The sequence below is a fragment of the Pantoea agglomerans NBRC 102470 genome (genome assembly GCF_001598475.1).
Taxonomy (GTDB): Bacteria; Pseudomonadota; Gammaproteobacteria; order Enterobacterales; family Enterobacteriaceae; genus Pantoea; species Pantoea agglomerans.
Genome location: NZ_BCZA01000004.1, coordinates 1 through 25,334, shown reverse-complemented (window position 1 = coordinate 25,334; position 25,334 = coordinate 1). Strand labels below are relative to the sequence as shown.

The following is a 25,334-nucleotide window of genomic DNA, read 5'->3' as shown; positions in this document are numbered from 1 at the left end:
TCAGGCACCACCAGAATGTGGTCGCGCCGATCAGAGGGAACGTTCGTTAGCGTGATTCCAGGATATATATGAGCAAGAGCACTGCTGAGATCCGTCAAGCGTTTCTCGACTTTTTTCATAGCAAGGGACATGAGGTTGTAACCAGCAGCTCCCTCGTACCGAATAACGATCCAACGTTGTTGTTTACTAACGCCGGGATGAACCAGTTTAAAGATGTGTTCCTCGGTCAGGACAAACGTGACTACACACGTGCGACCACGTCACAGCGCTGCGTACGCGCAGGCGGCAAACACAACGATCTTGAAAACGTCGGTTACACCGCACGTCACCACACCTTCTTTGAAATGCTGGGTAACTTCAGCTTTGGTGACTATTTCAAGAGAGAGGCGATTGGTTTTGCCTGGGAACTGCTGACGAGCGAGCAGTGGTTCAGCCTGCCAAAAGAGCGTCTGTGGGTGACGATCTATGAAACCGACGATGAAGCCTTTGATATCTGGGCGAACGAAATCGGTGTGCCACGTGAACGCATTATTCGCATTGGCGACAACAAGGGCAGCGCGTATGCGTCAGATAACTTCTGGCAGATGGGCGATACCGGTCCTTGTGGTCCGTGCAGCGAGATTTTCTACGATCATGGCGATCACATCTGGGGTGGCCCGCCGGGCAGCCCGGAAGAAGATGGTGACCGTTACATTGAGATCTGGAACATCGTCTTTATGCAGTTCAACCGTCAGGCTGATGGCACCATGCTGCCGCTGCCAAAACCGTCGGTTGATACCGGAATGGGCCTTGAGCGTATTTCTGCCGTTCTGCAACACGTCAACTCCAACTATGAAATCGACCTGTTCCAGAAACTGATTCAGGCCGTGGCACAGGTTACCGGTGCCACTGACCTCAGTAACAAATCGCTGCGTGTCATTGCCGACCACATTCGCTCCTGTGCATTCCTGATTGCCGATGGCGTCATCCCGTCTAATGAGAACCGTGGCTACGTGCTGCGTCGTATCATTCGTCGTGCCGTGCGTCATGGCAACATCCTGGGCGCTAAAGAGGCCTTCTTCTATAAGCTGGTTGCGCCACTGGTTGAGGTCATGGGTGCCGCAGGCGAAGAGTTACAGCGCCAGCAGGCTCAGGTTGAGCAGGTGCTGAAAAGCGAAGAAGATCAGTTTGCCAGAACCCTGGAGCGCGGACTGGCGCTGCTGGACGAAGAGCTGGAAAAACTGCAGGGCGACACGCTGGATGGCGAAATCGTCTTCCGTCTCTACGATACCTTTGGTTTCCCGGCTGATTTAACGGCTGACGTCTGTCGCGAACGCAATCTGAAGATCGACGAAGCCGGCTTTGAGCGGGCGATGGAGCAGCAGCGTCAGCGCGCACGTGAAGCGAGTGGCTTCGGCGCTGACTACAGCAACGTTATTCGTATTGATGCCGCCTCATCCTTCAAAGGCTACGACCAGCTCGATTTAGCTGCCACGGTGAAAGCGCTCTATGTTGCAGGCGAGGCGGTTGATGAAGTGACCGCGGGTCAGGATGCTGTGGTCGTGCTGGATGAAACGCCATTCTATGGCGAATCGGGTGGCCAGGTAGGCGATACTGGTCTGCTGAAAGGGAAGAATGCTGAATTTAGCGTCCAGGATACACAAAAATATGGTCAGGCAATCGGTCATGTCGGTAAGCTGACCGCAGGGCAGTTGCGTATCGGTGATCGCCTTGAGGCACAGGTTGATGCGGCACGCCGTGCGCGCATCCGTCTTAACCACTCTGCTACTCACTTACTGCATGCCGCCTTGCGTCAGGTTTTAGGTGAGCATGTGGCGCAGAAAGGCTCGCTGGTTAACGACAAGTACCTGCGTTTCGATTTCTCGCATTTCGAAGCGATGAAACCTCAGGAGATTCGTCAGGTCGAAGATATCGTCAATGCGCAAATTCGTCGCAACCTGCCGGTTGAAACCGAAGTGATGGATCTGGATGCGGCGAAGTCTAAAGGGGCAATGGCACTGTTTGGCGAGAAATATGATCAGCGCGTGCGTGTTCTGACCATGGGTGATTTCTCTGTTGAGCTGTGTGGTGGTACCCATGCTGCGCGCACGGGTGACATCGGGCTGTTCCGTATTCAGGCGGAGTCAGGTACTGCAGCCGGTATTCGTCGTATCGAAGCGATTACGGGTGAAGGCGCGCTGGCGCAGGTCAATGCGCAGAGCAGCCAGCTGCAGGATCTTGCGCAGCTGGTAAAAGCGAACAGCAGCAACCTGAATGAGAAAGTGCGTGGTCTGGTCGATCATGTACGGGCTCTGGAGAAAGAGTTGCAGCAACTGCGCGATCAGCAAGCCGCGCAGGAGAGCGCTTCACTGAGCAGCAATGCTATCGACATTAAGGGAGTGAAACTGTTAGTCAGTGAGCTCAACAATGTTGAACCTAAAATGTTGCGTACCATGGTTGATGATCTTAAGAATCAGCTGGGGTCGGCGATTATTGTGCTGGCAACGGTTACTGAAGGTAAGGTGTCGCTGATTGCGGGTGTGACCAAAGATCTGACTGACCGTGTTAAAGCGGGTGAGTTGATTGCCGGTCTGGCTCAGCAGGTTGGCGGGAAGGGCGGTGGCCGTCCTGATATGGCACAAGCTGGTGGTAACGATGCGGGTGCTCTGAAAGGCGCATTAGCAGGGGTTGAGGACTGGGTCAGCAGCCGTCTGTAAGTGAATTAAAACAAGGCATCGTAAAAAGCGTCAGAACGGTTGTTCCGGCGCTTTTTAATACGATGCTAAAGCAGCAAATGACAAAGTCAGGTTGATGTAGTGTATTTCGGCTAAACTAACTATCAGCAGAATGTATTGGCGCATCGATGTGCATTGGTGTATTTCTCATACACATTGTGCAGCGTTAAATGATGGATAATGCCGGGAGCCTGTACAAGCCCGACTCTTTTAATCTTTCAAGGAGCAAAGAATGCTTATTCTAACTCGTCGAGTTGGTGAAACCCTCATGATCGGTGATGAGGTAACTGTAACGGTGCTGGGTGTTAAGGGTAACCAGGTTCGTATCGGTGTTAACGCGCCGAAAGAAGTGTCTGTGCATCGCGAAGAGATCTATCAACGCATCCAGGCTGAAAAAACGCAACAAACCAGCGTTTAACGGATTCAGCGTCTCGCACCTGTGCGAGGCGCTACCGCTTTCTGTAAAAATCCTGCCTTTTCTTTCTACCTGTTCCTCCTCTGTTTTGTTAACGCCATCATCTTTCATTGTTGATAATTCACTCTTTTTGTCGCCATTTTGTCCCAATTGTGTGTGATTTGCTCAATCAAACAAAGTTTCGGAAAAATTGTTTGACTTAAAAGTCCGGGAAAGTAATATGTGCGCCACGCAGTGCCGATGAGCAGAAACAACGTTCAGACGCACAGTTCGAAAGAAAGCGTAAGGTGAGGTGGCCGAGAGGCTGAAGGCGCTCCCCTGCTAAGGGAGTATACGGTCAAAAGCTGTATCGAGGGTTCGAATCCCTCCCTCACCGCCATTTTCGATGCATCCATAGCTCAGCTGGATAGAGTACTCGGCTACGAACCGAGCGGTCGGAGGTTCGAATCCTCCTGGATGCACCATATTTTCGAATATGGAGAAGTGCCTCGGTGTGACATGACGCATTAGCGTACAGGCCGCACTAAGGAGGATAACGTTGCATCAGCAACGGCCCGCAGGGCGAAGCGCAAGCTGAGTAATCCTCCTGGATGCACCATCGAAACAAAGCGAATTAGCAATTCCTTTCATGGTGAGTAGTTAGCACCCTGCGTTGTACAAGAATTTGTTTTATGCATCCATAGCTCAGCTGGATAGAGTACTCGGCTACGAACCGAGCGGTCGGAGGTTCGAATCCTCCTGGATGCACCATATTCTTCCCGAATATGGACAGTGCCTCAGTGTGTCATGACGTGATTATCGTTCAGGCCGCACTAAGGAGGATAACGTTGCATCAGCAACGGCCCATAGGGCGAAGCGCAAGCTGAGTAATCCTCCTGGATGCACCATTCTTTGTAACATCCTCAGGTTGGTTTCTGTAAGTCCATAAAAAGTTGTACCTCAAAAGATAGACCCCAAAAGATAGACCCCAATGCATCCATAGCTCAGCTGGATAGAGTACTCGGCTACGAACCGAGCGGTCGGAGGTTCGAATCCTCCTGGATGCACCATCTTCTCGAATGTTGGCAGTTCCTCAGTGTGACATGACGCAATAAGCGTTCCGGCCGCACGAAGGGGGATAACGTTGCATCAGCAACGGCCCGCAGGGCGAAGCGCAAGCTGAGTCATCCTCCTGGATGCACCATCTTCTTCTTTAGCCTCAAAATCCCTCAAAGTATCATGGCGCGATGATCGCTAAGACCTCACTAAACACGATAGCGTTACTTCCGTAACCGTCCGTACAGCAAACGCTGAGTGAGTATCCTGAAAAACCTCTGCAGTTTCCCTCTGGCTTCACACGCACTCTTTTCCTGTTTAATCTGCCCCATTGATTCATCATCCTGACTTAAGCGATCCGAAACGCCTGTTTCCCGCATCAACGCCTTCTGTTTTGCTGCCCATGCCCGTCCGCCGCCGCTTGTCTGCCAGAAGAATGTTAAAAAAACGCTGGAATTTCGTACGTTTATCGCTGGCCGTGCACGATCACCTTTATCTGAAAACAAAAATTGTTAATGCTTTCAAAGCATTTGCTGTTCATCCCCCCTGGCGACAACCTGTCCACATTAGGCTAAAGTAATGTCTCATTTGATGAATGTCCGGAGTGACAATGTACGATCAATATGACGCCCTGATTTTCGATATGGACGGCACGATTCTTGATACTGAGCCGACACATCGAAAAGCGTGGCGTCAGGTGCTCCAGCGTTATGGATTAACGCTGGATGAAGCACGTATTATCGACTTCAATGGCGCACCAACCTGGCGGCTGTCGCAGTTCATCATTGAATCCAATCAGTCGTCACTCGACCCTCATCTTCTTGCCGCAGAAAAAACCGCTGCCGTGAAAGCGATGCTGCTGGAAAACGTGAAGCCACTGCCTTTAATGGAGGTGGTGAAAGCGTATCACGGGCGTCGTCCGATGGCGGTCGGTACCGGAAGCGAACACAGCATGGCAGAGGCGTTACTGACGCAGCTGGGCGTACGTGAGCTCTTTTCGGCCGTCGTCGGTGCTGACGACGTACAGCGTCATAAACCTGAGCCAGAAACCTTCTTACGCTGCGCTGAGCTGATGGGTGTGACGCCGGCACGTTGTGTGGTGTTTGAGGATGCGGACTTTGGTATTCAGGCAGCGAAGGCGGCAGGTATGGCTGTGGTGGATGTCCGCTTACTGTGAGTGACGTTCTTACCTATGCCTCGATGTTCGGCAGCAGCTTTTTAAGTGCAACGCTCCTGCCGGGAAGTTCTGAAGCACTGCTGATAGCACTATTGATAGCAAAAAAGACATCAGTTTACGGGTTGCTTTTGGCCGCATCACTGGGAAACACCTTGGGCGGCTTAACCAACATTCTTATTGGTCGCTTGCTGCCGTTAAAACGTCAGGGGCGATGGCATGACACAGCAATGACGTGGTTGCACCGACTGGGACCTGCAGCACTGTTATTCAGCTGGCTGCCAGTGATAGGTGATCTGCTCTGCGTTCTGGCAGGCTGGTTACGTTTCGCCTGGCTACCCGCGATGCTGTTTCTCGCTGTCGGCAAAACACTGCGTTATATCGTTATCGCGACTGCCACATTACAGGGTATGCAATGGTGGCATTGATTCGCACAGATTCGAGGCTACGGTTAACATTATGCTGAACAAAAATAAATTATTATCACAGCGGGGGGGTAATGTGATCCCGGACGTATCTAAAGCGCTCTCCTGGCTGGAAGCGCATCCCAATGCTCTTAAAGGTATTGGCCGTGGCATCGAGCGTGAAACGCTGCGTGTACAGGCAAATGGCGAGCTGGCAAAAAGCGGTCACCCGGAATCTCTGGGGTCGGCGCTGAAACATGACTGGATCACCACTGACTTTGCCGAAACGTTGCTGGAATTTATTACGCCAGTGGATCACAGCATTGATCATATGCTGGCATTCCTGCGCGATATCCATCGTCACGTTGCCCGTGAACTGGGTGATGAACGCATGTGGCCATTTAGTATGCCGTGCGTGATTGACGATGCGGACAATATTGAGCTGGCGCAATATGGCACGTCCAATATTGGTCAGATGAAGACGCTCTACCGCGAAGGGCTGAAAAACCGCTACGGCGCGTTGATGCAGACCATCTCCGGCATTCACTATAACTTCTCACTGCCACTCTCATTCTGGCAGGAGTGGGCTGACGTGAAAGATAAGGAAAGCGGAAAAGAGACCATCTCGGCGGGCTATCTGCGGCTGATCCGCAACTATTATCGCTTCGGCTGGGTGATCCCCTATCTGTTTGGCGCATCGCCTGCTATCAGCTCCAGCTTCCTGCAGGGCCGTGAGAGCGCGCTGCCGTTTGAAACCAACGACAAAGATACGATGTGGCTGCCGTACGCCACCTCACTGCGTCTGAGCGATTTAGGCTATACCAATAAATCGCAGAGCTCTCTGGGCATCACGTTTAACTCACTGGAAGGCTATGTCACCGCGCTGAAGAAAGCGATTAAGACGCCGTCAGAAGAGTATGCAGCGATGGGCACTAAAGATGCCGACGGTAACTGGCTGCAGCTCAACACCAACGTGCTGCAGATTGAAAACGAGCTCTATGCGCCAATCCGGCCTAAGCGTGTGACACGCTCGGGTGAAGCGCCTTCTGATGCGCTGCTGCGTGGTGGTATTGAGTACATTGAAGTGCGTTCGCTGGATATCAACCCGTTCTCTGCGATCGGCGTAGATGAGAATCAGGTTCGCTTCCTCGACCTGTTCCTGATCTGGTGTACCCTGGCCGATGCGCCGGAAATGAGTGCAGATGAGTTGCAATGCACCCGTATAAACTGGAACCGGGTTGTGCTGGAAGGGCGTAAACCGGACCAGAAAATTGCCGTAGGCTGCGGAGAAGAGGAACATTCGCTGGTTGAAGTGGGCAAAACCCTGTTTGCCGATCTGCGTCGGGTTGCTGAAGTGTTAGACAGTCATAATCAGGACAGCACGGAATATCAGCAGGTTTGCGATCAACTGGTAGCATCGTTCGACGATCCTGAGCTAACCTACTCGGCGCGCATCCTTCAGGCAATGAAGGACAATGGTGTAACCGGAACCGGCGTGGCGCTGGCTGAACAGTATCGCCATCTGCTCTGCGAAGAGCCGCTGGAAGTGCTGACAGAAGAAGATTTCACGCGTCAGGCGCAGGCGTCTGTTGCTGCACAGCAGCAGCTGGAAGCGAATGATAAGCTGGATTTTGAAGCGTATCTGGCGAGCCGGGAAGGGTAGAAAAGAAAAAGGCCACATCAATGTGGCCAAATTAACATCTCTGTTGTCAGGGATGATGATAACAAATGCGCGTCTTTCATATATTCAGACGTTGGGCGAACAGAAAAGTTTCATCGTTTTAAAAAAAATTCTCAGAACAGGAGGTGACGTATGCCACTACTGGACAGTTTTACCGTTGATCACACCATCATGGGCGCACCGGCAGTTCGCGTGGCGAAAACCATGAAGACTCCGCATGGCGATACGATTACCGTTTTTGACCTGCGTTTTTGCCGCCCGAACATTGATATTCTCACTGAGCGTGGCATTCATACGCTGGAGCATCTCTTTGCCGGCTTCATGCGTGATCACCTGAATGGTGATGGTGTGGAAATCGTCGATATCTCGCCAATGGGTTGCCGCACCGGCTTCTACATGAGCCTGATTGGTACACCAGACGAGCAGCGCGTTGCCAAAGCGTGGAAAGGGGCGATGGAAGATGTTCTGAAAGTGAAAGATCAGAACCAGATCCCTGAGCTGAATGAATACCAGTGCGGCAGCTACAAGCTGCACTCACTGGATGAAGCGCAGCAGATCGCCCGCAATGTGCTGGCGCATGAGATCGGCGTTAACCGCAACGAAGATCTGAAACTGCCTGCTGAAAAGCTGAAAGAACTGCACATCTAGTCAGGGCTTTGCTGCTAAAAAAAACGCCGCATCATGTCGATTGCGGCGTTTTTTTATCGCTTCAGGACCCTACCGATTTTTTCAGTGGTGTCTTCGGCGTGATGCGCACCTGTTTAATCATGTTGTCCTGCACGTCCAGAATATCGACGTTGTAGTGGCCGATCTGAACACGGGTGGCGATGGCAGGGATCTCTTCCAGCGCTTCCAGCAGCATGCCGTTGATGGTGCGCGCTTCCTGCTCTGGTAGTTGCCAGTTAAACGCCTTGTTAATTTCACGCACACTGGCGCTGCCTTCAATCAGCACGGACCCATCATTCTGCGGCATCACTTCTTCTGCCAATGACGGTGACATGGAGGTGGTGAAGTCACCCACGATCTCCTCCAGAATGTCCTCTATCGTCACCAGCCCTTTGATGTCGCCATACTCATCCACCACCACGCCCGCTTTCTCTTTGTTGCGCTGGAACTTCACCAGTTGGGTGTTCAGCGGTGTCCCTTCCGGGATGTAGTAGATCTCATCGGCGGCGCGCAGCAGCGTCTCTTTGGTGAACTCTTTTTTCTCCGTCATCATGCGCCAGGCTTCGCGCACCCGCAGCATGCCGACGCAGTCATCCAGTGAGTCCCGGAACAGCACAATGCGGCCGTGTGGCGAGTGGCTCAACTGGCGCACCACCGACTTCCAGTCATCGTTGATATTAATGCCGACGATCTCGTTACGCGGAACCATGATGTCATCAACGCTGACTTTCTCCAGGTCGAGCACGGAGAGCAGCATGTCCTGATTACGGCGTGACATCAGGCTACGTGACTCATAGACGATGGTACGCAACTCCTCTTTGCTCAGCGCGGAGTTAATGGCACCGTCAGCGCGGATACCCGCCATCCTCATCAGCAGACGGGTAATGGTGTTGAGTAGCCAGACCAGCGGCAGCATGATGTATTGCAGCGGGACCAGCAGCAGGCTGCTGGGAAAGGCGACGCGTTCGGGATAGAGGGCCGCCACTGTTTTCGGCAGCACTTCAGCAAATACCAGCACCACAAAGGTCAGGATACCGGTTGCGATCGCGACCCCTTCGTCACCGTGAATACGCATGCCAACAATGGTGGCAAGTGCGGAAGCCAGAATATTTACCAGGTTATTGCCGATTAATACCAGGCTCAGCAACCGGTCAGGGCGACGCAGTAACTTCTCCACCCGGCGTGCGGGGCGGCTGCCGTTTTTAGCCTGATGGCGCAGCTTATAGCGGTTAAGCGTCATCATTCCGGTTTCCGACCCGGCAAACCAGGCGGAAACCAGTACCATGACGCAGAGAATAATAATCAGCGTGGTGGTTGAAACATTCTCCAACGCAGAACTTCCTTTTTAACGAGAGGTGGGGACAAGCAGATGCTGCAGGATGCGACTGCCGAAGTAAGCCATGGTTAACAGCACCGCACCGCTGCAGTTAAACCAGACGACGCGGCGACCACGCCAGCCTTCATGATAGTGCCCCCAGAGCAAAACGATATAAACAAACCACGCGATGATGGAAAGCACGGCTTTATCGACGTTTTCTGCGCTGAAGAGATCCTGCATATAGAACAGACCGGTGCAGAGCACCAGCGTCAACAGCACGACGCCCACCTGGGTGATGTGAAACATCTTACGTTCAATGGTCAGCAGCGGCGGCATATCCTGTGTGAACGCCAGACGCTTGTTTTTTAACTGGTAATCGATCCACGCCAGCTGCAGTGCATAGAGTGCGGCAATAATCAGCGTCGCGTAGGCGAACAGCGACAGGCCGATATGGATCATCATGCCTGGCGTGGTTTCCAGATGGGTGATAAACGCATTGGGCACAAAGGTGGCGAAGGCCAGATTGATTAGCGCGAAGCTGTAGACAATCGGCAGTAGCAGCCAGCCACGGTTACGTGACGCCACAATGGTCATGATGGCGCAAATCAACAGGCTGACCAGCGAGCCTATGTTGAGCAGGCTTAAATTCTGTCCGCTATCAACAGCAAATATGCGTTGCTGCAAGGCCACCGCGTGTGTCACCAGCGCCACACAGGCAGAGAGCATCGCCATTCGCCGCCAGCCGCCGTTACGTTTCAACAGGCTGGGAATGATCAGGGCAAGACTTAAGGAGTAGGCGAATAGCGCCACTATCGCGAAAACGAACATAGATCCTTTCAGGTTCAGTCAGATAAGGAAAAAGGCAGTATAGCGCCAGCCGAAGCAGGCTCCAAACGATCTGAGGGGCAATTGCAGAGATCGCTGAGGCTTCGTGTTATAATCCGCCGCATTCTGCCGATCAGGCGCCTCGCGATCTTTTTTTTAGTGAGAGACCATGTTTGATAATTTAACCGATCGTTTGTCGCAAACCCTGCGAAACATCAGCGGCCGCGGAAGGCTGACTGAAGAGAACATCAAAGAGACCCTGCGTGAAGTGCGCATGGCACTGCTTGAGGCTGACGTTGCGCTGCCGGTAGTGCGTGACTTCATCAACCGTGTGAAAGAGAGCGCGGTCGGCCATGATGTGAATAAAAGTCTGACTCCAGGTCAGGAGTTTATCAAAATCGTTCGTAACGAGCTGGTTACGGCGATGGGTGCAGAGAACAATGCACTCGACCTGGCTGCTCAGCCGCCAGCCGTGGTGCTGATGGCGGGTCTGCAGGGTGCCGGTAAAACGACCAGCGTCGCTAAGCTGGGTAAGTTCCTGCGTGAGAAGCACAAAAAGAAAGTCTTAGTGGTTTCTGCTGACGTCTATCGTCCGGCGGCAATCAAACAGCTGGAAACGCTGGCACAGCAGGTGGGCGTGGATTTCTGCCCATCCGATCTCAGTCAGAAGCCGGTCGATATCGTTAACAATGCGCTGCGTGAAGCTCGCCTGAAGTTCTACGATGTACTGCTGGTGGATACCGCCGGTCGTCTGCACGTTGACGAAGCGATGATGGACGAAATCAAACAGGTTCATGCCGCGATCAATCCGGTAGAAACGCTGTTTGTGGTCGATGCCATGACCGGTCAGGATGCGGCAAACACGGCTAAAGCTTTTAATGAAGCGCTACCGCTGACCGGTGTTATCCTGACCAAAGTCGATGGTGATGCACGAGGCGGTGCGGCGCTGTCGATTCGTCATATCACCGGTAAGCCGATTAAATTTATGGGTGTCGGTGAAAAAACCGATGCACTTGAGCCGTTCTATCCGGAGCGTATTGCTTCGCGTATCCTCGGCATGGGTGACGTGCTGTCACTGATCGAAGATATCGAAAGCAAGGTTGACCGCGATCAGGCTGAGAAACTGGCTAAGAAGCTGAAAACCGGCGACGGTTTTGATCTCAACGATTTCCTTGAGCAGCTGAAGCAGATGCGCAACATGGGCGGCATGGCCAGCCTGATGGGCAAACTGCCCGGTATGGGACAGTTGCCTGACAATGTGAAGTCACAGATGGATGACAAAGTGCTGGTGCGCATGGAAGCTATCATCAACTCGATGACACGCAAAGAGCGTGAAAAACCAGAGATCATCAAAGGCTCACGCAAGCGCCGCATTGCGACCGGCTCCGGTATGCAGGTGCAGGACGTTAACCGCTTATTGAAGCAGTTTGACGACATGCAGCGTATGATGAAGAAAATGAAGAAGGGCGGTATGGCGAAAATGATGCGCGGCATGAAGGGTATGATGCCGCCAGGTTTTCCTGGCCGCTAAAGCGTTCCACAAAAAAGCCCGAAATGGCACGGTTTAGGTTGCTTTTTTCGCCAAAATGAGTAAAATTTTCGGGCTTTTTATACAGCACCCGGACCCCGTTCCTCGATGGGGGCCGGGTGTTTTATTAACTGAAGAGGATGTTATGGTAACAATTCGTTTGGCACGTCACGGCGCTAAAAAGCGTCCGTTCTATCAGGTCGTCGTCACTGACAGCCGCAATGCACGCAACGGTCGTTTTATCGAGCGCGTTGGTTTCTTCAACCCGATCGCATCTGGTCAGGCTGAAGGTCTGCGTCTTGATCTGGATCGTATCGAGCACTGGGTTGGCCAGGGCGCAACGCTTTCTGATCGCGTTAACGCGCTGGTCAAAGAAGCTAAGAAAGCAGCTTAATCTGTCACGGTGGTGAGCATGAGCAGACAAATTGCCGCACAGCCTCCTGTTAACCCGATTGTATTGGGTAAGATGGGAGCCGCCTACGGTATTCGCGGCTGGCTCAAAGTGTTTTCCTCCACTGAAGACGCTGAAAGCATCTTCAACTACCAACCCTGGTTCATCCAGCGCGCCGGTAAATGGCAGCAGGTCGAACTGGACGGTTGGAAGCACCACAATCAGGACCTGATCATCAAAGTCAAAGGCATTGAAGATCGGGATGCGGCGGCTCAGTTAACCAATTGCGAAATTCAGGTTGACTCGACGCAGTTGCCATCGCTGGAAGAGGGCGACTACTACTGGAAAGACCTTATGGGCTGCCAGGTGGTTAACCTTGAAGGCTACGAGATGGGTAAAGTCATCGATATGATGGAAACCGGCTCGAACGACGTTCTCGTCGTTAAGGCAAACCTGAAGGATGCATTCGGTGCTCAGGAGCGGTTAATTCCGTTTCTTGATGAACAGGTTATCAGGAAAGTCGATCTCTCTACTGGCATCATTGAGGTAGATTGGGATCCTGGTTTTTGATCTCCGAATCGAACGGTAACGTAACGGCGAATACAATGTGGATTGGTGTTATTAGCCTGTTTCCAGAAATGTTTCGCGCTATTACCGATTACGGGGTAACTGGCCGGGCTGTAAAAAACGGTCTGCTCAGCATTCAGAGCTGGAGTCCTCGTGACTTCACGCACGACCGGCACCGTACCGTGGATGATCGTCCTTACGGCGGCGGACCGGGAATGCTGATGATGGTACAACCCTTACGGGATGCCATCTCCGCAGCGAAAGCAGCGGCAGGTGATGGGGCCAGGGTGATATATCTTTCACCTCAGGGTCGCAAACTGGACCAACAGGGCGTTTGCGAACTGGCGGCACGGGACAAGTTAATTCTGGTCTGTGGCCGTTATGAAGGGATTGATGAGCGCGTAATCCAGACCGAAATTGATGAAGAATGGTCAATCGGTGATTACGTTCTCAGCGGCGGGGAACTGCCAGCGATGACGATGATTGACGCAGTCGCCCGGTTTATTCCTGGCGTGCTCGGCAAGCAGGCGTCAGCCGATGAGGATTCGTTCTCGGAAGGTTTGCTGGATTGTCCGCACTATACCCGACCTGAAGTGTTAGACGGCGTGGAGGTCCCGGCAGTATTACTGTCAGGCAACCATGCTGATATCCGCCGCTGGCGTCTGAAGCAGTCGCTAGGCCGTACCTGGCTGAGAAGACCTGAACTTCTGGAAAACCTGGCTCTGACTGAAGAGCAAGCAAGGTTGCTGATTGAGTTCCAGCGGGAATCTCAGCAGCAACAAAACGATGATGTGGAAGAGTAAGCTCTTCCCCGACTATCAGTTTACCCAGGATATGAGATTTAATTATGAGCAACATTATCAAGCAAATTGAACAAGAGCAGATGAAACAGGACGTACCTTCCTTCCGCCCGGGTGATTCCGTGGAAGTGAAAGTATGGGTCGTTGAAGGTTCTAAAAAACGTCTGCAGGCATTCGAGGGCGTGGTTATCGCTATCCGTAACCGCGGTCTGCACTCTGCATTCACTGTTCGCAAAATTTCTAACGGCGAAGGCGTTGAGCGTGTATTCCAGACTCATTCACCTGTAATTGACAGCATCGCTGTTAAACGTCGTGGCGCTGTGCGTAAAGCCAAACTGTACTACCTGCGTGAGCGTACTGGTAAGTCTGCTCGTATTAAAGAGCGTCTTAACTAAGGTATCGCTAACGCGACATCTAAAAGTTAATAGCAAACAAGGGGTTGGCATCTGCCAGCCCCTTTTTTATGTCACAGTCAACCTTACTGCCTGCAGTTAACCGTCGTCCGGCCGCTGAAAATGATAAATCGCGGTATTAACCGGCCCTTCCTCTAATACGATCAGGCCATAGCGACAGCCAATGAACTGACCACCGCACTTCTCAGCCACGCCCCGACTGGCCAGGTTATCCTCTGCTGCCAGAATCTCAATCACCCGGGTCTCTGGGCGTGAAAACCCCAGCGGCAGCAACGCGGCCACCGCGCGGCTGGCGATTCCCTGACGCTGGGCATCACTGCGAACCCAGTAGCCAATTGCGCTGGTGTCACCCGGATGACGGGCAAAGCGTATTCCTGCGCCCCCCAGCAGCTGGTCATGCTGATCAACGATGGCAAACTCTTCCGCTTCCTCTTTCATCCGTTGCCAGTGGGTAAAGCGGATCCAGCTTTCTGCTTCATGAGGCTGATAATCGTGATGCGCCCAGACCATCCATGGGATAAGGCTATCCAGCGAGGCATTAACCGCAGTGGTAAACGCAGATACGTCGCTGAGCTCAAAAGGTCGCAGATAAATATTTTGTGGTGATGGGTACATAACTCTCTCAGCGCGAACAGAATGATTCTTTTATTCTGCCTGTGGGTAGCAGAAAGGCAATAACCTCAACTGTAAACTTATTTGTACAATTGCGTTTGGTTTTTTGTGGTTGAGCTTTTTATTATATGCATGATTTTATTGTTTATTTTAAGTATATTTCGCACCCTTCTTGATCCGTGGTAATAAAAGTGTACATATAATATTGCGCTATGTATTGTCTGTGATACAGTATTTGCATTCCTCAGTGAGGAGTCCATGACTGCCAATACGAGCCAAAGGATCGCCATCATGCAAAAAGACGCGCTGAACAATGTGCATATCGCCGGTGAACAGGTATTAATCACGCCTGAAGAGCTGAAAGCGAAGTTTCCACTGACCACTGAACAGCAGGATCAGGTCGCGGCGTCGCGCCAGACCATCTCTGACATTATTGCCGGCCGCGATCCGCGTCTGCTGGTAGTGTGCGGACCCTGCTCAATTCACGATACCGAAGTGGCACTGGACTATGCTCGTCGTCTGCAAACCCTTTCCGAAGAGCTGAAAGATCAGCTCTTTATCGTGATGCGCGTCTATTTTGAAAAACCTCGTACCACCGTCGGCTGGAAAGGGCTAATCAACGATCCTTTCATGGATAACTCGTTTGATATGGAAGCGGGTCTGCACATTGCGCGCCAGCTGCTGGTGAACCTGGTTGAAATGGGTTTGCCTCTGGCCACTGAAGCGCTGGATCCCAATAGTCCGCAATATCTGGGCGACCTGTTCAGCTGGTCTGCCATTGGCGCCCGTACCACTGAATCGCAGACGCACCGTGAAATGGCCTCGGGCCTGTCGATGCCGGTAGGCTTTAAAAATGGCACCGATGGCAGTCTGGGAACGGCAATCAACGCCATGCGTGCAGCCGCAATGCCACACCGTTTTGTCGGGATTAATCAGGCCGGTCAGGTCTGCCTGCTGCAGACTCAGGGCAATCCGGATGGTCACGTGATCCTGCGTGGCGGCAAAGCGCCGAACTACGGTCCTGAAGATGTCGCGCAGTGTGAAAAAGAGATGCTCAAGGCGGGACTGCGTCCAGCCTTAATGATAGATTGCAGCCATGGTAATTCGAACAAAGACTACAGCCGTCAGCCTGGCGTAGCGGAATCCGCTATTGCGCAGATCAAAGACGGGAACCGTTCAATCATTGGTTTGATGCTGGAAAGCCATATCAATGAAGGTAACCAGTCTTCTGAGCAGCCACGCAGCGAAATGAAGTATGGCGTTTCCGTAACCGATGCATGCATCAACTGGGAAGTGACCGAAACGTTGCTGCGTGAAATGCATCAGGATCTGCAGGGAGTGCTGTCGGCGCGTCTGTCACAAGAGGTGTAAGAGCAATGGTGGCTGAACTGACCGCGTTACGCGATCAAATTGACAGTGTTGATAAAGCGCTGCTGGATCTGCTGGCTAAGCGACTGGAACTGGTGGCCGAAGTAGGTGAAGTGAAGAGCCGTTACGGCCTGCCTATCTATGTGCCTGAGCGTGAAGCGTCGATGCTGGCTTCGCGTCGCAAAGAGGCCGAAGCGCTCGGCGTACCACCGGATCTGATTGAGGATGTGCTGCGTCGCGTAATGCGGGAATCCTATACCAGCGAGAATGACAAAGGCTTTAAAACCCTCTGTCCTGAACTGCGCCCGGTGGTGATTGTCGGTGGTAAGGGCCAGATGGGCCGGCTGTTTGAAAAAATGCTCGGGCTATCAGGCTACACGGTTAAAACGCTGGATAAAGAGGACTGGCCTCAGGCTGAGACTCTGCTCAGCGATGCCGGAATGGTGATCATTAGCGTGCCGATTCACCTGACCGAGCAGGTGATTGCCCAACTGCCACCACTGCCGGAAGATTGTATTCTGGTCGATCTGGCGTCGGTCAAAAACCGGCCTCTGCAGGCAATGCTGGCTGCCCATAACGGGCCTGTGCTGGGTCTGCATCCGATGTTTGGCCCGGACAGCGGCAGCCTGGCAAAACAGGTGGTGGTCTGGTGTGATGGAAGACAACCGGAAGCGTATCAGTGGTTCCTGGAGCAGATTCAGGTCTGGGGTGCGCGTCTGCATCGTATCAGCGCTGTTGAGCATGACCAGAACATGGCATTCATTCAGGCGCTGCGTCACTTTGCTACCTTCGCTTATGGTCTGCATTTAGCCGAAGAGAACGTCAATCTGGATCAGCTGCTGGCGCTCTCGTCGCCCATTTACCGGCTTGAACTGGCGATGGTGGGGCGGTTGTTCGCTCAGGATCCGCAACTCTATGCGGATATCATCATGTCTTCAGAGAGTAATCTGGCGCTGATAAAACGCTATTACCAGCGGTTTGGTGAAGCGATTGCGCTGCTGGAGCAGGGCGACAAGCAGGCGTTTATCGCCAGCTTTAACCGGGTTGAACAGTGGTTTGGCGATCACGCAAAACGCTTCCTGGTCGAAAGCCGAAGCCTGTTGCGATCGGCCAATGACAGCCGCCCATAAATGACAGCCATCCATCAATGAAAAAGGCATCCAGTTGGATGCCTTTTTTCTTCTTTTTATTCGCCAGGTTCAGCGGGCACCACATTTTCGCTGGGGTAACAGCCCAGTACCTTCAGAGAGCGGGTCATGGTCTGTAATTCCTGCAGCGCCTGCTGCATCCGCTCTGATTGCAGGTTGCCCTGCACATCAATGTAAAACATCTCTTCCCACGGATTACCATTAATCGGGCGGGACTCCAGCTTGCTCATAATCAGGTTGTGCTGACGCAGTACCAGCAGCGCGTCGACCAGCGCACCCGCCTGCTGGCCGGTTGCCATAATCAGCGTGGTTTTCGCTGGCACCTGGTCAGAAACCTCGATTGCTTTGCGGGCCAGCACGATAAAGCGGGTGTGGTTCTGCTGCTGATTCGCCAGATTACGTTCCAGCACCTGCAACTGATAGAGTTCGCCGCCGGCCTCACTGCCCAGCGCCGCCACCTTAGGTGAGTTGAGCGCAGCCACTTTCTCCATCGCTGCCGCAGTACTCTCGGTATATTCGATTTTCCAGTGCGGGAAACGATTAATAAACTGGCTGCACTGCTGGAACGGTTGAGGATGGCTGTAAACCGTCTCAATCTGCTGAAGATCGGTGGGGCCATTCACCAATACGCAATGGTCGATAGGCAATGTCAGCTCGCCCACGATTGAGAGGCTGGTCTGTTGCAGCAGATCGTAGACATCGTTGATCGAGCCTGAACTGGTATTCTCAATCGGCATCACGGCGTAATCAGCTACGCCATTTTCGACTTGTTTGATGATGTCGTGAAACTTCAGGCAGCCACACTCCACCATGCTATCGAAATGGCGCGACGCGTAGTTGCGTGCTGCAAGATGCGAATAAGAGCCTTTCGGGCCCAGGAAGGCGATACGGGCGGCATGCGCATGGGGATGGTTGAGGTTTTTTTGCAGCAGCGCTTGCTGAGTCAGCACGGAATCTTCAATTACCAGCTGGAACAGACGGGTGATGTAGTGCGCATCCAGGTTGTGTGCCTTTCCCAGCACGATGAGATTCTCCAGTAGCGCGCGTTCGCGCTCCACATCCCGAATCGGGCGATGCGTCGCCAGTTTCGCTTGTGCAACTTCCACTGCCAGCAAACGACGCTCGGCCAGCAGCGTCAGAAGTTTTTTATCCACGGCGCTGATTTTGTCGCGTAGCGCCAGCAATGGATTATCGGGATTCATAGGGCTCACCTGTATGCTATCCAAAAAAAAAGCCTCCCGGTTGGGAGGCTTCGGTGTTCGTCTTCGCTTTCATTTTCACACGACGAATGGCCTCCCGTTCAGGGGAAGGTAAAAAAGAAAGCGAAGAAAAACAGATCAGGTTTCATTGTCATGTCCGAAAAGAGAGTGACCTGAGAGTAACCGTACTGCTTAAAAGCTGTCAATAAAAAACGCGCCCGCAGGCGCGTTAAGAAACAACGTTAAGAAAATCAGGACTCTTCGTCGGCGGGAATGATGTCTTTCACGCTGGCACTGGCGCGGCGTGCTTCAGACTTGTGCTGAACTTTATTCAGCTGACGCTCGAGCTTGGCAATCAAATCGTTGATAGCGGTATACATATCATCGTGCTTGGCGCTGGCCACCAGAGTCCCGTTAGGTGTGTTAATAGTGGCGTCAGCCACGAATTCTTTGGGCTCTTTGGAAAGGACAATATGCGGATTAATCAGGTCGGTTTGCCATTTTTCGAGCTTGGCGAGACGGTCTTCAACATGGCTTCGGATTGCCGGAGTGATGTCCATTTGTTTACTGGTAATGTTCAGAATCATCGTTCTTACCTCTCTGTCATTTCCGTCTTGGTCTTCTCAGCATAGCGCGAAAAAGCGTTCAATGTGGGATTTCGATCACGAAAAAATGTCACTTTTTGTCAGTCACAACATTCTGTGAGAAAGGCAGAGAAACTGGCCGAAATGGCTTGAAGCGAAACGATTAACACGGCATGCTTGATGAGTTAGCTCGCTGAGATCAGATCCAAATCTGACTGTTCTGTGAGCAAAAAAAAGCAGCCCTGAGAGGCTGCTTTTTTTATGGCTGGAAATCTGTCTGACTATCAGCTTTTGTTAGCTGCAATGATTTTCGCCACTTTATCGGCTTCAGCGTTCAGCTGCAGATTGCGGTAAGCATTCTCCATCAGCGGCAGGGCATCGTGTGTTGCCTGCGTATCCGGATAATCGCGCATCATACCTTCGACACGGTTAACAACCGCGACATAAGCCTCACGCTTAGTATAGAATTGCGCCACTGACAGCTCATATTTAGCCAGACGGTCTTTCAGATAGACCAGGCGTTTCTGAGCATCAGCCGCATACTGGCTGTTCGGGTAACTCCGCAGCAGCTGAGAGAAGTCGCGGAAAGCATCACGAGCGTGCGTCGGATCGCGGTCAGAACGATCAATACCAAAGAAGCCCTGCAGCGCGGAGTCATCCAGCGCCATGTCCGTCAGACCTTTCATATAGATGACATAGTCAATGTTCGGATGCGTGGGGTTCAGACGCATAAAGCGAGCAATGGCAGCCTGCGCCAGGGGCAGATCGGCATTTTTATAGTACGCGTAGATTAAATCCAGCTGCACCTGCTGCGAATAAGGACCGAACGGATAACGATTATCCAGCGCTTCCAGTTGCTTAATCGCAGCTTTAAAGTTACCGTCCTGCAGCTTTTGCTGCGCTGTAGCATAGATTTCAGAAGGCGGGCTGTCCGGTACCGCGTCATTTGAGCCGGAACAACCAACAAGTGCCAGGCTCAGTGTGGCAGCAGCCACCAGATGTTTCATACGCGTCATGACGAAGTGATTATCCTCAAATGTTATGGCGGAAGCTGTCCGTATAGCTCCCGGTAATGACCAGGTACGATAGCACATTATATTAAACGGCATCGCCGTGAAAACCCAACGTTAACGAAGAAGCTGTATATGGCACAACAAGTTCAACTCACCGCAACGGTATCCGAATCACAACTCGGACAACGCTTAGATCAGACTTTGGCGGAATTGTTCCCTGATTATTCACGTTCTCGCATAAAAGAGTGGATCCTCGATCGTCGCGTTACTGTAAACGGCGTCATGGTCGATACACCCAAAGAAAAAGTGCTGGGCGGCGAGCTGGTCGCGATTGACGCTGAGATCGAGGAGGCGCAGCGCTGGGAACCGCAGAATCTGCCACTCGACATCGTTTATGAAGATGAAGACATTATTGTCATCAACAAACCACGCGACTTCGTGGTTCACCCTGGCGCCGGTAATCCGGATGGCACGGTGTTAAACGCCTTACTTCATCACTATCCGGCGATTATGGATGTGCCGCGCGCGGGCATCGTACACCGGCTGGATAAAGACACCACCGGCTTAATGGTGGTCGCGAAAACCGTTCCGGCTCAGACGCATCTGGTGGACTCGCTGCAGCGTCGCGAAATCACCCGCGAATATGAAGCGGTTGCGATTGGCAACATGACTGCGGGCGGCACCGTTGAGCAGCCTATCAGCCGTCACTCAACCAAACGCACCCACATGGCGGTACACCCAATGGGTAAACCGGCGGTCACGCATTACCGCATCATGGAGCACTTCCGGGCCCATACCCGTCTGCGCCTGCGTCTGGAAACCGGTCGTACTCACCAGATCCGTGTGCATATGTCTCACATCAGCCATCCGCTGGTGGGCGATCCGCTTTACGGTGGCCGTCCGCGTCCGCCAAAAGGCGCGTCTGAAGCATTTATTACTACGCTGCGCGGTTTCGATCGTCAGGCACTGCACGCCACGATGTTGCGCCTCTATCACCCCATCAGCGGTATTGAAATGGAATTCCATGCTGCGCTTCCGCAGGACATGGTTGATTTAATCGCGGCGTTAAAAGCAGACACTGAAGAATTTAAAGACCAGTTGAATTGGTGATGAATCTGATGACTCCTCAATGGCCCGCTCCGTCACGCGTTCGGGCCTGCTCGACGCAGCGACAGGGCGGCATCAGCACATCGCCCTGGGATGCACTGAATCTCGGCGGGCATGTGGGAGATAATCCGGATGCGGTGGCGCGTAACCGGCAGTTGCTGTTGGAAGAGGCGGGTTTACCTGCCATGCCGCAGTGGCTGGATCAGGTTCATGGCACTGAGGTTGTGCGTCTGACTGCAGGGGGAAGTACGCCATTACGTGCTGATGCCTGTATTACCGATCAGCCCGGTGTTGTCTGCGCCATCATGACCGCTGACTGTCTTCCGGTCCTGTTCTGTTCGCAGGATGGCACGGAAGTGGCGGCGGCACATGCAGGCTGGCGCGGACTTTGTGCGGGTGTACTGGAAAATACGCTGGCGCAGTTTCGTTCGCCACCTGATCAGATTCATGCCTGGCTTGGACCGGCAATCGGACCTGATGCGTTTGAGGTCGGCGCCGAAGTCCGTCAGGCCTTTATGGCTCAGGATCACAGGGCTGTGCAGGCTTTCCGTCCATCAGGTGACCGCTTTTACGCCGACATCGGCCTGCTGGCGCAGATGCGACTACAGGCAGCGGGCGTGAATTCAGTCAGCGCCAGCAGCCGTTGTACCTTTACGCAGCGCGACGATTTCTTCTCTTTCCGCCGCGATGGGATCACCGGGCGTATGGCAACTTTGATCTGGCTGTTATAACCTTACGCCATAAGACGGTCCAGTTAGCGTATTTTTTACTCAAATCTCAGGTCATTAACCTTGAAATTTTGAGGGATGACCTCATTTAATCTCCAGTAGCATTTTGACCTGTAATGGGAGGAATTATGCGTCTGGATCGTCTTACTAATAAATTTCAGCTGGCTCTCGCCGACGCGCAGTCCCTCGCTCTGGGACACGACAATCAATTCATCGAACCTCTGCATCTGATGAGCGCATTGCTCAAACAGGAAGGCGGATCGGTTTCACCTTTACTGACTTCGGCCGGTGTCGACGTTACGCCATTTCGCGCTCAGGTTGAGCAGGCTATTGATCGCCTGCCACAAGTTGAAGGCAGCGAAGGCGATGTACAACCCTCATCTGACCTCGTCCGGGTATTAAACCTGTGCGACAAGCTGGCGCAGAAGCGCAACGATAACTTTATTTCATCCGAATTATTTGTTCTGGCCGCGCTGGAATCGCGGGGCTCACTGGCCGATCTGCTCAAAGCAGCGGGCGCAACGCGCGAAAAAATCACCAGTGCGATTGAACAGATGCGGGGAGGAGACAACGTGAACGATCAGGGGGCTGAAGATCAGCGCCAGGCTTTAAAAAAATACACTATCGACCTGACCGAGCGGGCAGAGAAGGGCAAACTCGACCCGGTCATCGGTCGTGACGAAGAGATTCGCCGCACCATCCAGGTTCTGCAGCGCCGTACCAAAAACAATCCGGTACTGATTGGTGAACCTGGCGTGGGTAAAACCGCGATTGTCGAAGGGCTGGCGCAGCGCATCATCAATGGTGAAGTGCCTGAGGGTCTGAAAGGACGTCGGGTACTGGCACTGGATATGGGTGCGCTGGTGGCCGGGGCGAAATATCGCGGTGAATTCGAAGAGCGTCTGAAAGGCGTACTGAGTGACCTGTCGAAACAGGAAGGCAACGTCATTCTGTTTATCGACGAGCTGCACACCATGGTGGGAGCCGGTAAAGCGGACGGTGCGATGGACGCCGGCAATATGCTTAAACCTGCGCTGGCGCGTGGTGAACTGCACTGTGTGGGTGCCACTACGCTTGACGAATATCGCCAGTACATTGAAAAAGATGCCGCGCTGGAGCGTCGTTTCCAGAAAGTCTTTGTGGCTGAGCCGAGTGTGGAAGATACCATCGCCATTCTGCGTGGTCTGAAAGAACGTTATGAACTGCATCACCATGTGCAGATCACTGACCCGGCGATTGTTGCGGCGGCGACCCTGTCTCATCGTTATATTGCTGATCGGCAGCTGCCGGATAAAGCGATTGACCTGATCGATGAAGCAGCTTCCAGCATTCGTATGCAGATGGACTCGAAGCCGGAGTCATTGGATCGCCTTGAGCGCCGTATCATTCAGCTGAAGCTGGAGCAGCAGGCGCTGAAGAAAGAGGCGGACGATGCCAGCATCAAGCGTCTTGAGATGCTGGAAACCGAGCTCAACCAGAAAGAGCGCGAATACGCCGAGCTGGAAGATGAGTGGAAGACAGAGAAAGCCTCGCTGTCCGGCACGCAGAACATTAAAGCGGAACTTGAGCAGGCGCGTCTGAATTTAGAGCAGGCACGTCGCCAGGGTGACCTCGCTCAGATGTCAGAGCTGCAGTACGGTAAAATTCCGGCACTGGAAAAACAGTTAGCCGCAGCGACTCAGGCCGAAGGCAAGACCATGAAGTTACTGCGTAACCGGGTAACCGATGTGGAGATTGCCGATGTGCTGGCACGCTGGACCGGTATTCCGGTCGCACGAATGATGGAAGGTGAGCGCGATAAGTTACTGCGCATGGAGCAGGACTTACATGGCCGGGTTATCGGACAGGATGAAGCGGTTGAGGCGGTATCGAATGCTATTCGCCGTAGTCGCGCAGGCCTTTCTGATCCAAACCGGCCTATCGGTTCCTTCCTGTTCCTGGGGCCAACCGGGGTCGGTAAGACGGAGTTGTGTAAAGCGCTGGCTAACTTCCTGTTCGACAGTGACGATGCGATGGTTCGTATCGACATGTCTGAATTTATGGAAAAACACTCAGTATCACGGCTGGTGGGTGCACCTCCGGGTTATGTCGGCTATGAAGAGGGCGGTTATCTGACCGAAGCTGTGCGCCGTCGGCCTTATTCGGTCATCCTGCTGGATGAAGTAGAGAAAGCGCATCCTGATGTCTTTAACATTCTGCTGCAGGTGCTGGATGATGGGCGTCTGACGGATGGGCAGGGCCGCACGGTCGATTTCCGTAACAGCGTGGTGATTATGACCTCTAACCTGGGATCAGATTTAATCCAGGAGCGGTTCGGCAATCTCAGCTACCCGGAAATGAAAGATATCGTGATGGGTGTGGTCGGACAGCATTTCCGTCCTGAGTTCGTCAACCGTATTGATGAGGTGGTGGTGTTCCATCCGCTGGCTGAGAAACATATTGCGTCCATTGCGCAGATTCAGCTGCAGCGGCTGTACAAACGTCTGGATGAACGGGGTTATCAGCTGCACATCTCTGATGATGCGATCAAACTGCTGGCGGAGAACGGATATGATCCGGTCTACGGTGCACGTCCGCTGAAACGTGCGATACAGCAGCAGATCGAGAACCCGCTGGCTCAGCAGATCCTTGCCGGTTCGCTGGTGCCAGGCAAAACCATCGAAATGGATGTGGAGAACAACATCATTACTGCACATCAGTAAGGGTGTGGAATGAAAAACGGGCCTCTGGCCCGTTTTTTTTGCCCTTTTGAGGGGTTTTTGCTTATTTAATACTCCTTTTGAGTGCAAAGTGAACGGTCAGTAAAAAAGTCTCAATTTGCACTTGCGCTATCTGAGCCGTTCCCTATAATGCGCCTCCACTGACACGGCAAACCGGAAACGGAAAACGGGTCAGGAGGCACAGGAGACTGCGCCGCCGGAGAAAAACTTCTGAAATAGAGGTTGACTCTGCAGGAGGAAAGCGTAATATACGCCACCTCGCGACAGGACGCTAACGCACTGTTCGCACTGCTCTTTAACAATTTATCAGACAATCTGTGTGGGCACTCGCAGGATTGATATCAGCGTCTCCGGACGTAAAAAATATCAAGCCTCACGAGTGAACACATAATGAAATTCATTATGACGTTTTACAGATGAGCACCGCTTAACTTGTTTAAGCAAATCAAACTTAAATTGAAGAGTTTGATCATGGCTCAGATTGAACGCTGGCGGCAGGCCTAACACATGCAAGTCGGACGGTAGCACAGAGAGCTTGCTCTTGGGTGACGAGTGGCGGACGGGTGAGTAATGTCTGGGGATCTGCCCGATAGAGGGGGATAACCACTGGAAACGGTGGCTAATACCGCATAACGTCGCAAGACCAAAGAGGGGGACCTTCGGGCCTCTCACTATCGGATGAACCCAGATGGGATTAGCTAGTAGGCGGGGTAATGGCCCACCTAGGCGACGATCCCTAGCTGGTCTGAGAGGATGACCAGCCACACTGGAACTGAGACACGGTCCAGACTCCTACGGGAGGCAGCAGTGGGGAATATTGCACAATGGGCGCAAGCCTGATGCAGCCATGCCGCGTGTATGAAGAAGGCCTTCGGGTTGTAAAGTACTTTCAGCGGGGAGGAAGGCGATGCGGTTAATAACCGC

General features: G+C 52.8%; 23 protein-coding genes, 4 tRNA genes, 1 rRNA gene and 1 other annotated feature. Of the genes, 21 read left to right on the top strand and 7 right to left on the bottom strand.

The features are described from left to right. The first annotated feature begins 68 nt into the window (after positions 1-68). The 10 genes from alaS to luxS all read left to right on the top strand — a co-directional run bounded on the left by alaS (position 69) and on the right by luxS (position 8,071). Complete coding sequence (gene alaS, locus PAG01S_RS08620) at positions 69-2,696, top strand: alanine--tRNA ligase (protein WP_062758329.1); 2,628 nt, start codon at positions 69-71, stop codon at positions 2,694-2,696. Between the two features lie 250 nt (positions 2,697-2,946). Further along, complete coding sequence (csrA, locus tag PAG01S_RS08615) at positions 2,947-3,132, top strand: carbon storage regulator CsrA (protein WP_008927091.1); 186 nt, start codon at positions 2,947-2,949, stop codon at positions 3,130-3,132. Positions 3,133-3,415: 283 nt separating this feature from the next. Then, positions 3,416-3,508 (top strand) — tRNA-Ser (locus PAG01S_RS08610). An 8-nt stretch (positions 3,509-3,516) separates the two neighbouring features. Further along, positions 3,517-3,593, top strand: a tRNA-Arg gene (locus tag PAG01S_RS08605). A gap of 209 nt (positions 3,594-3,802) precedes the next feature. Then, a tRNA-Arg gene (locus tag PAG01S_RS08600) sits at positions 3,803-3,879 on the top strand. A gap of 222 nt (positions 3,880-4,101) precedes the next feature. Beyond that, positions 4,102-4,178, top strand: a tRNA-Arg gene (locus PAG01S_RS08595). Positions 4,179-4,774: 596 nt separating this feature from the next. Next, positions 4,775-5,341 (top strand): fructose-1-phosphate/6-phosphogluconate phosphatase, encoded by a 567-nt coding sequence (yqaB, locus tag PAG01S_RS08590; protein ID WP_022623783.1) that lies wholly within the window; start codon positions 4,775-4,777, stop codon positions 5,339-5,341. Beyond that, positions 5,338-5,766, top strand: a complete 429-nt coding sequence (locus tag PAG01S_RS08585) for a YqaA family protein (protein WP_010248498.1) — start codon at positions 5,338-5,340, stop codon at positions 5,764-5,766. The genes yqaB and PAG01S_RS08585 overlap by 4 nt, the downstream gene beginning before the upstream one ends. 31 nt (positions 5,767-5,797) lie before the next feature. After that, positions 5,798-7,405: a glutamate--cysteine ligase gene (gshA, locus tag PAG01S_RS08580; RefSeq protein WP_022623781.1), complete on the top strand. Its 1,608-nt coding sequence runs from the start codon at positions 5,798-5,800 to the stop codon at positions 7,403-7,405. A gap of 150 nt (positions 7,406-7,555) precedes the next feature. Further along, on the top strand, positions 7,556-8,071 hold the full coding sequence (gene luxS / locus PAG01S_RS08575) for an S-ribosylhomocysteine lyase (RefSeq protein WP_009086888.1): 516 nt from the start codon (positions 7,556-7,558) through the stop codon (positions 8,069-8,071). Between the two features lie 61 nt (positions 8,072-8,132). Here the strand turns inward: luxS and PAG01S_RS08570 are convergent, their stop codons facing one another. Continuing rightward, positions 8,133-9,419, bottom strand: coding sequence for an HlyC/CorC family transporter (locus PAG01S_RS08570; RefSeq protein WP_022623780.1), 1,287 nt, complete (start codon positions 9,417-9,419; stop codon positions 8,133-8,135). Positions 9,420-9,434: 15 nt separating this feature from the next. Beyond that, positions 9,435-10,235 carry a cytochrome C assembly family protein gene (locus PAG01S_RS08565; protein ID WP_010248489.1) on the bottom strand — a complete coding sequence of 267 codons (801 nt, stop codon included), beginning with the start codon at positions 10,233-10,235 and terminating at the stop codon, positions 9,435-9,437. A 166-nt stretch (positions 10,236-10,401) separates the two neighbouring features. Here PAG01S_RS08565 and ffh point away from each other — a divergent pair, with 166 nt between their 5' ends. The 5 genes from ffh (at position 10,402) to rplS (ending at position 13,913) form a co-directional block, all read left to right on the top strand. Then, positions 10,402-11,763: a signal recognition particle protein gene (gene ffh, locus PAG01S_RS08560; protein WP_010248486.1), complete on the top strand. Its 1,362-nt coding sequence runs from the start codon at positions 10,402-10,404 to the stop codon at positions 11,761-11,763. 142 nt (positions 11,764-11,905) lie between these two features. After that, the gene (gene rpsP / locus PAG01S_RS08555) at positions 11,906-12,154 is read left to right on the top strand and encodes a 30S ribosomal protein S16 (RefSeq protein WP_003849041.1); all 249 of its coding nucleotides are present in this window, start codon (positions 11,906-11,908) and stop codon (positions 12,152-12,154) included. Positions 12,155-12,172: 18 nt separating this feature from the next. Continuing rightward, complete coding sequence (gene rimM, locus PAG01S_RS08550; protein ID WP_010248480.1) at positions 12,173-12,721, top strand: ribosome maturation factor RimM; 549 nt, start codon at positions 12,173-12,175, stop codon at positions 12,719-12,721. Positions 12,722-12,756: 35 nt separating this feature from the next. Next, positions 12,757-13,521, top strand: coding sequence for a tRNA (guanosine(37)-N1)-methyltransferase TrmD (gene trmD, locus PAG01S_RS08545; RefSeq protein WP_062758327.1), 765 nt, complete (start codon positions 12,757-12,759; stop codon positions 13,519-13,521). 44 nt (positions 13,522-13,565) lie between these two features. Continuing rightward, the gene (gene rplS, locus PAG01S_RS08540; protein ID WP_003849035.1) at positions 13,566-13,913 is read left to right on the top strand and encodes a 50S ribosomal protein L19; all 348 of its coding nucleotides are present in this window, start codon (positions 13,566-13,568) and stop codon (positions 13,911-13,913) included. A 96-nt stretch (positions 13,914-14,009) separates the two neighbouring features. On the opposite strand, the gene PAG01S_RS08535 is transcribed toward rplS, so the two are convergent. Beyond that, on the bottom strand, positions 14,010-14,546 hold the full coding sequence (locus PAG01S_RS08535; protein ID WP_010248470.1) for a GNAT family N-acetyltransferase: 537 nt from the start codon (positions 14,544-14,546) through the stop codon (positions 14,010-14,012). A gap of 288 nt (positions 14,547-14,834) precedes the next feature. On the opposite strand from PAG01S_RS08535, the gene PAG01S_RS08530 reads away from it, so the two are divergent. After that, complete coding sequence (locus PAG01S_RS08530; protein WP_010248468.1) at positions 14,835-15,914, top strand: 3-deoxy-7-phosphoheptulonate synthase; 1,080 nt, start codon at positions 14,835-14,837, stop codon at positions 15,912-15,914. Positions 15,915-15,919: 5 nt separating this feature from the next. Continuing rightward, on the top strand, positions 15,920-17,041 hold the full coding sequence (gene tyrA, locus PAG01S_RS08525; protein ID WP_010248465.1) for a bifunctional chorismate mutase/prephenate dehydrogenase: 1,122 nt from the start codon (positions 15,920-15,922) through the stop codon (positions 17,039-17,041). Between the two features lie 56 nt (positions 17,042-17,097). Here the strand turns inward: tyrA and pheA are convergent, their stop codons facing one another. From pheA to bamD, 4 genes are all read right to left on the bottom strand, one after another. Continuing rightward, positions 17,098-18,261 (bottom strand): bifunctional chorismate mutase/prephenate dehydratase, encoded by a 1,164-nt coding sequence (pheA, locus tag PAG01S_RS08520; protein WP_010248448.1) that lies wholly within the window; start codon positions 18,259-18,261, stop codon positions 17,098-17,100. Positions 18,262-18,283: 22 nt separating this feature from the next. After that, positions 18,284-18,408: a sequence feature (Phe leader region), on the bottom strand. Then, positions 18,360-18,407 carry a pheA operon leader peptide PheL gene (gene pheL / locus PAG01S_RS22505; protein WP_193555295.1) on the bottom strand — a complete coding sequence of 16 codons (48 nt, stop codon included), beginning with the start codon at positions 18,405-18,407 and terminating at the stop codon, positions 18,360-18,362. It overlaps the preceding feature by 48 nt. A 101-nt stretch (positions 18,409-18,509) precedes the next feature. Then, a complete protein-coding gene (raiA, locus tag PAG01S_RS08515) occupies positions 18,510-18,845 on the bottom strand; it encodes a ribosome-associated translation inhibitor RaiA (protein WP_003849030.1) in 336 nt (111 codons plus the stop codon). A gap of 281 nt (positions 18,846-19,126) precedes the next feature. After that, complete coding sequence (bamD, locus tag PAG01S_RS08510) at positions 19,127-19,858, bottom strand: outer membrane protein assembly factor BamD (protein ID WP_010248444.1); 732 nt, start codon at positions 19,856-19,858, stop codon at positions 19,127-19,129. Between the two features lie 129 nt (positions 19,859-19,987). On the opposite strand from bamD, the gene rluD reads away from it, so the two are divergent. The 4 genes from rluD to PAG01S_RS08490 all read left to right on the top strand — a co-directional run. Continuing rightward, a complete protein-coding gene (rluD, locus tag PAG01S_RS08505; protein WP_010248442.1) occupies positions 19,988-20,965 on the top strand; it encodes a 23S rRNA pseudouridine(1911/1915/1917) synthase RluD in 978 nt (325 codons plus the stop codon). Then, positions 20,965-21,693 carry a purine nucleoside phosphorylase YfiH gene (yfiH, locus tag PAG01S_RS08500; protein WP_062758325.1) on the top strand — a complete coding sequence of 243 codons (729 nt, stop codon included), beginning with the start codon at positions 20,965-20,967 and terminating at the stop codon, positions 21,691-21,693. The genes rluD and yfiH overlap by 1 nt, the downstream gene beginning before the upstream one ends. A 113-nt stretch (positions 21,694-21,806) precedes the next feature. Continuing rightward, the gene (clpB, locus tag PAG01S_RS08495; RefSeq protein WP_029519628.1) at positions 21,807-24,392 is read left to right on the top strand and encodes an ATP-dependent chaperone ClpB; all 2,586 of its coding nucleotides are present in this window, start codon (positions 21,807-21,809) and stop codon (positions 24,390-24,392) included. A 471-nt stretch (positions 24,393-24,863) separates the two neighbouring features. Further along, a 16S ribosomal RNA gene (locus tag PAG01S_RS08490) occupies positions 24,864-25,334 on the top strand; the annotation flags it as partial.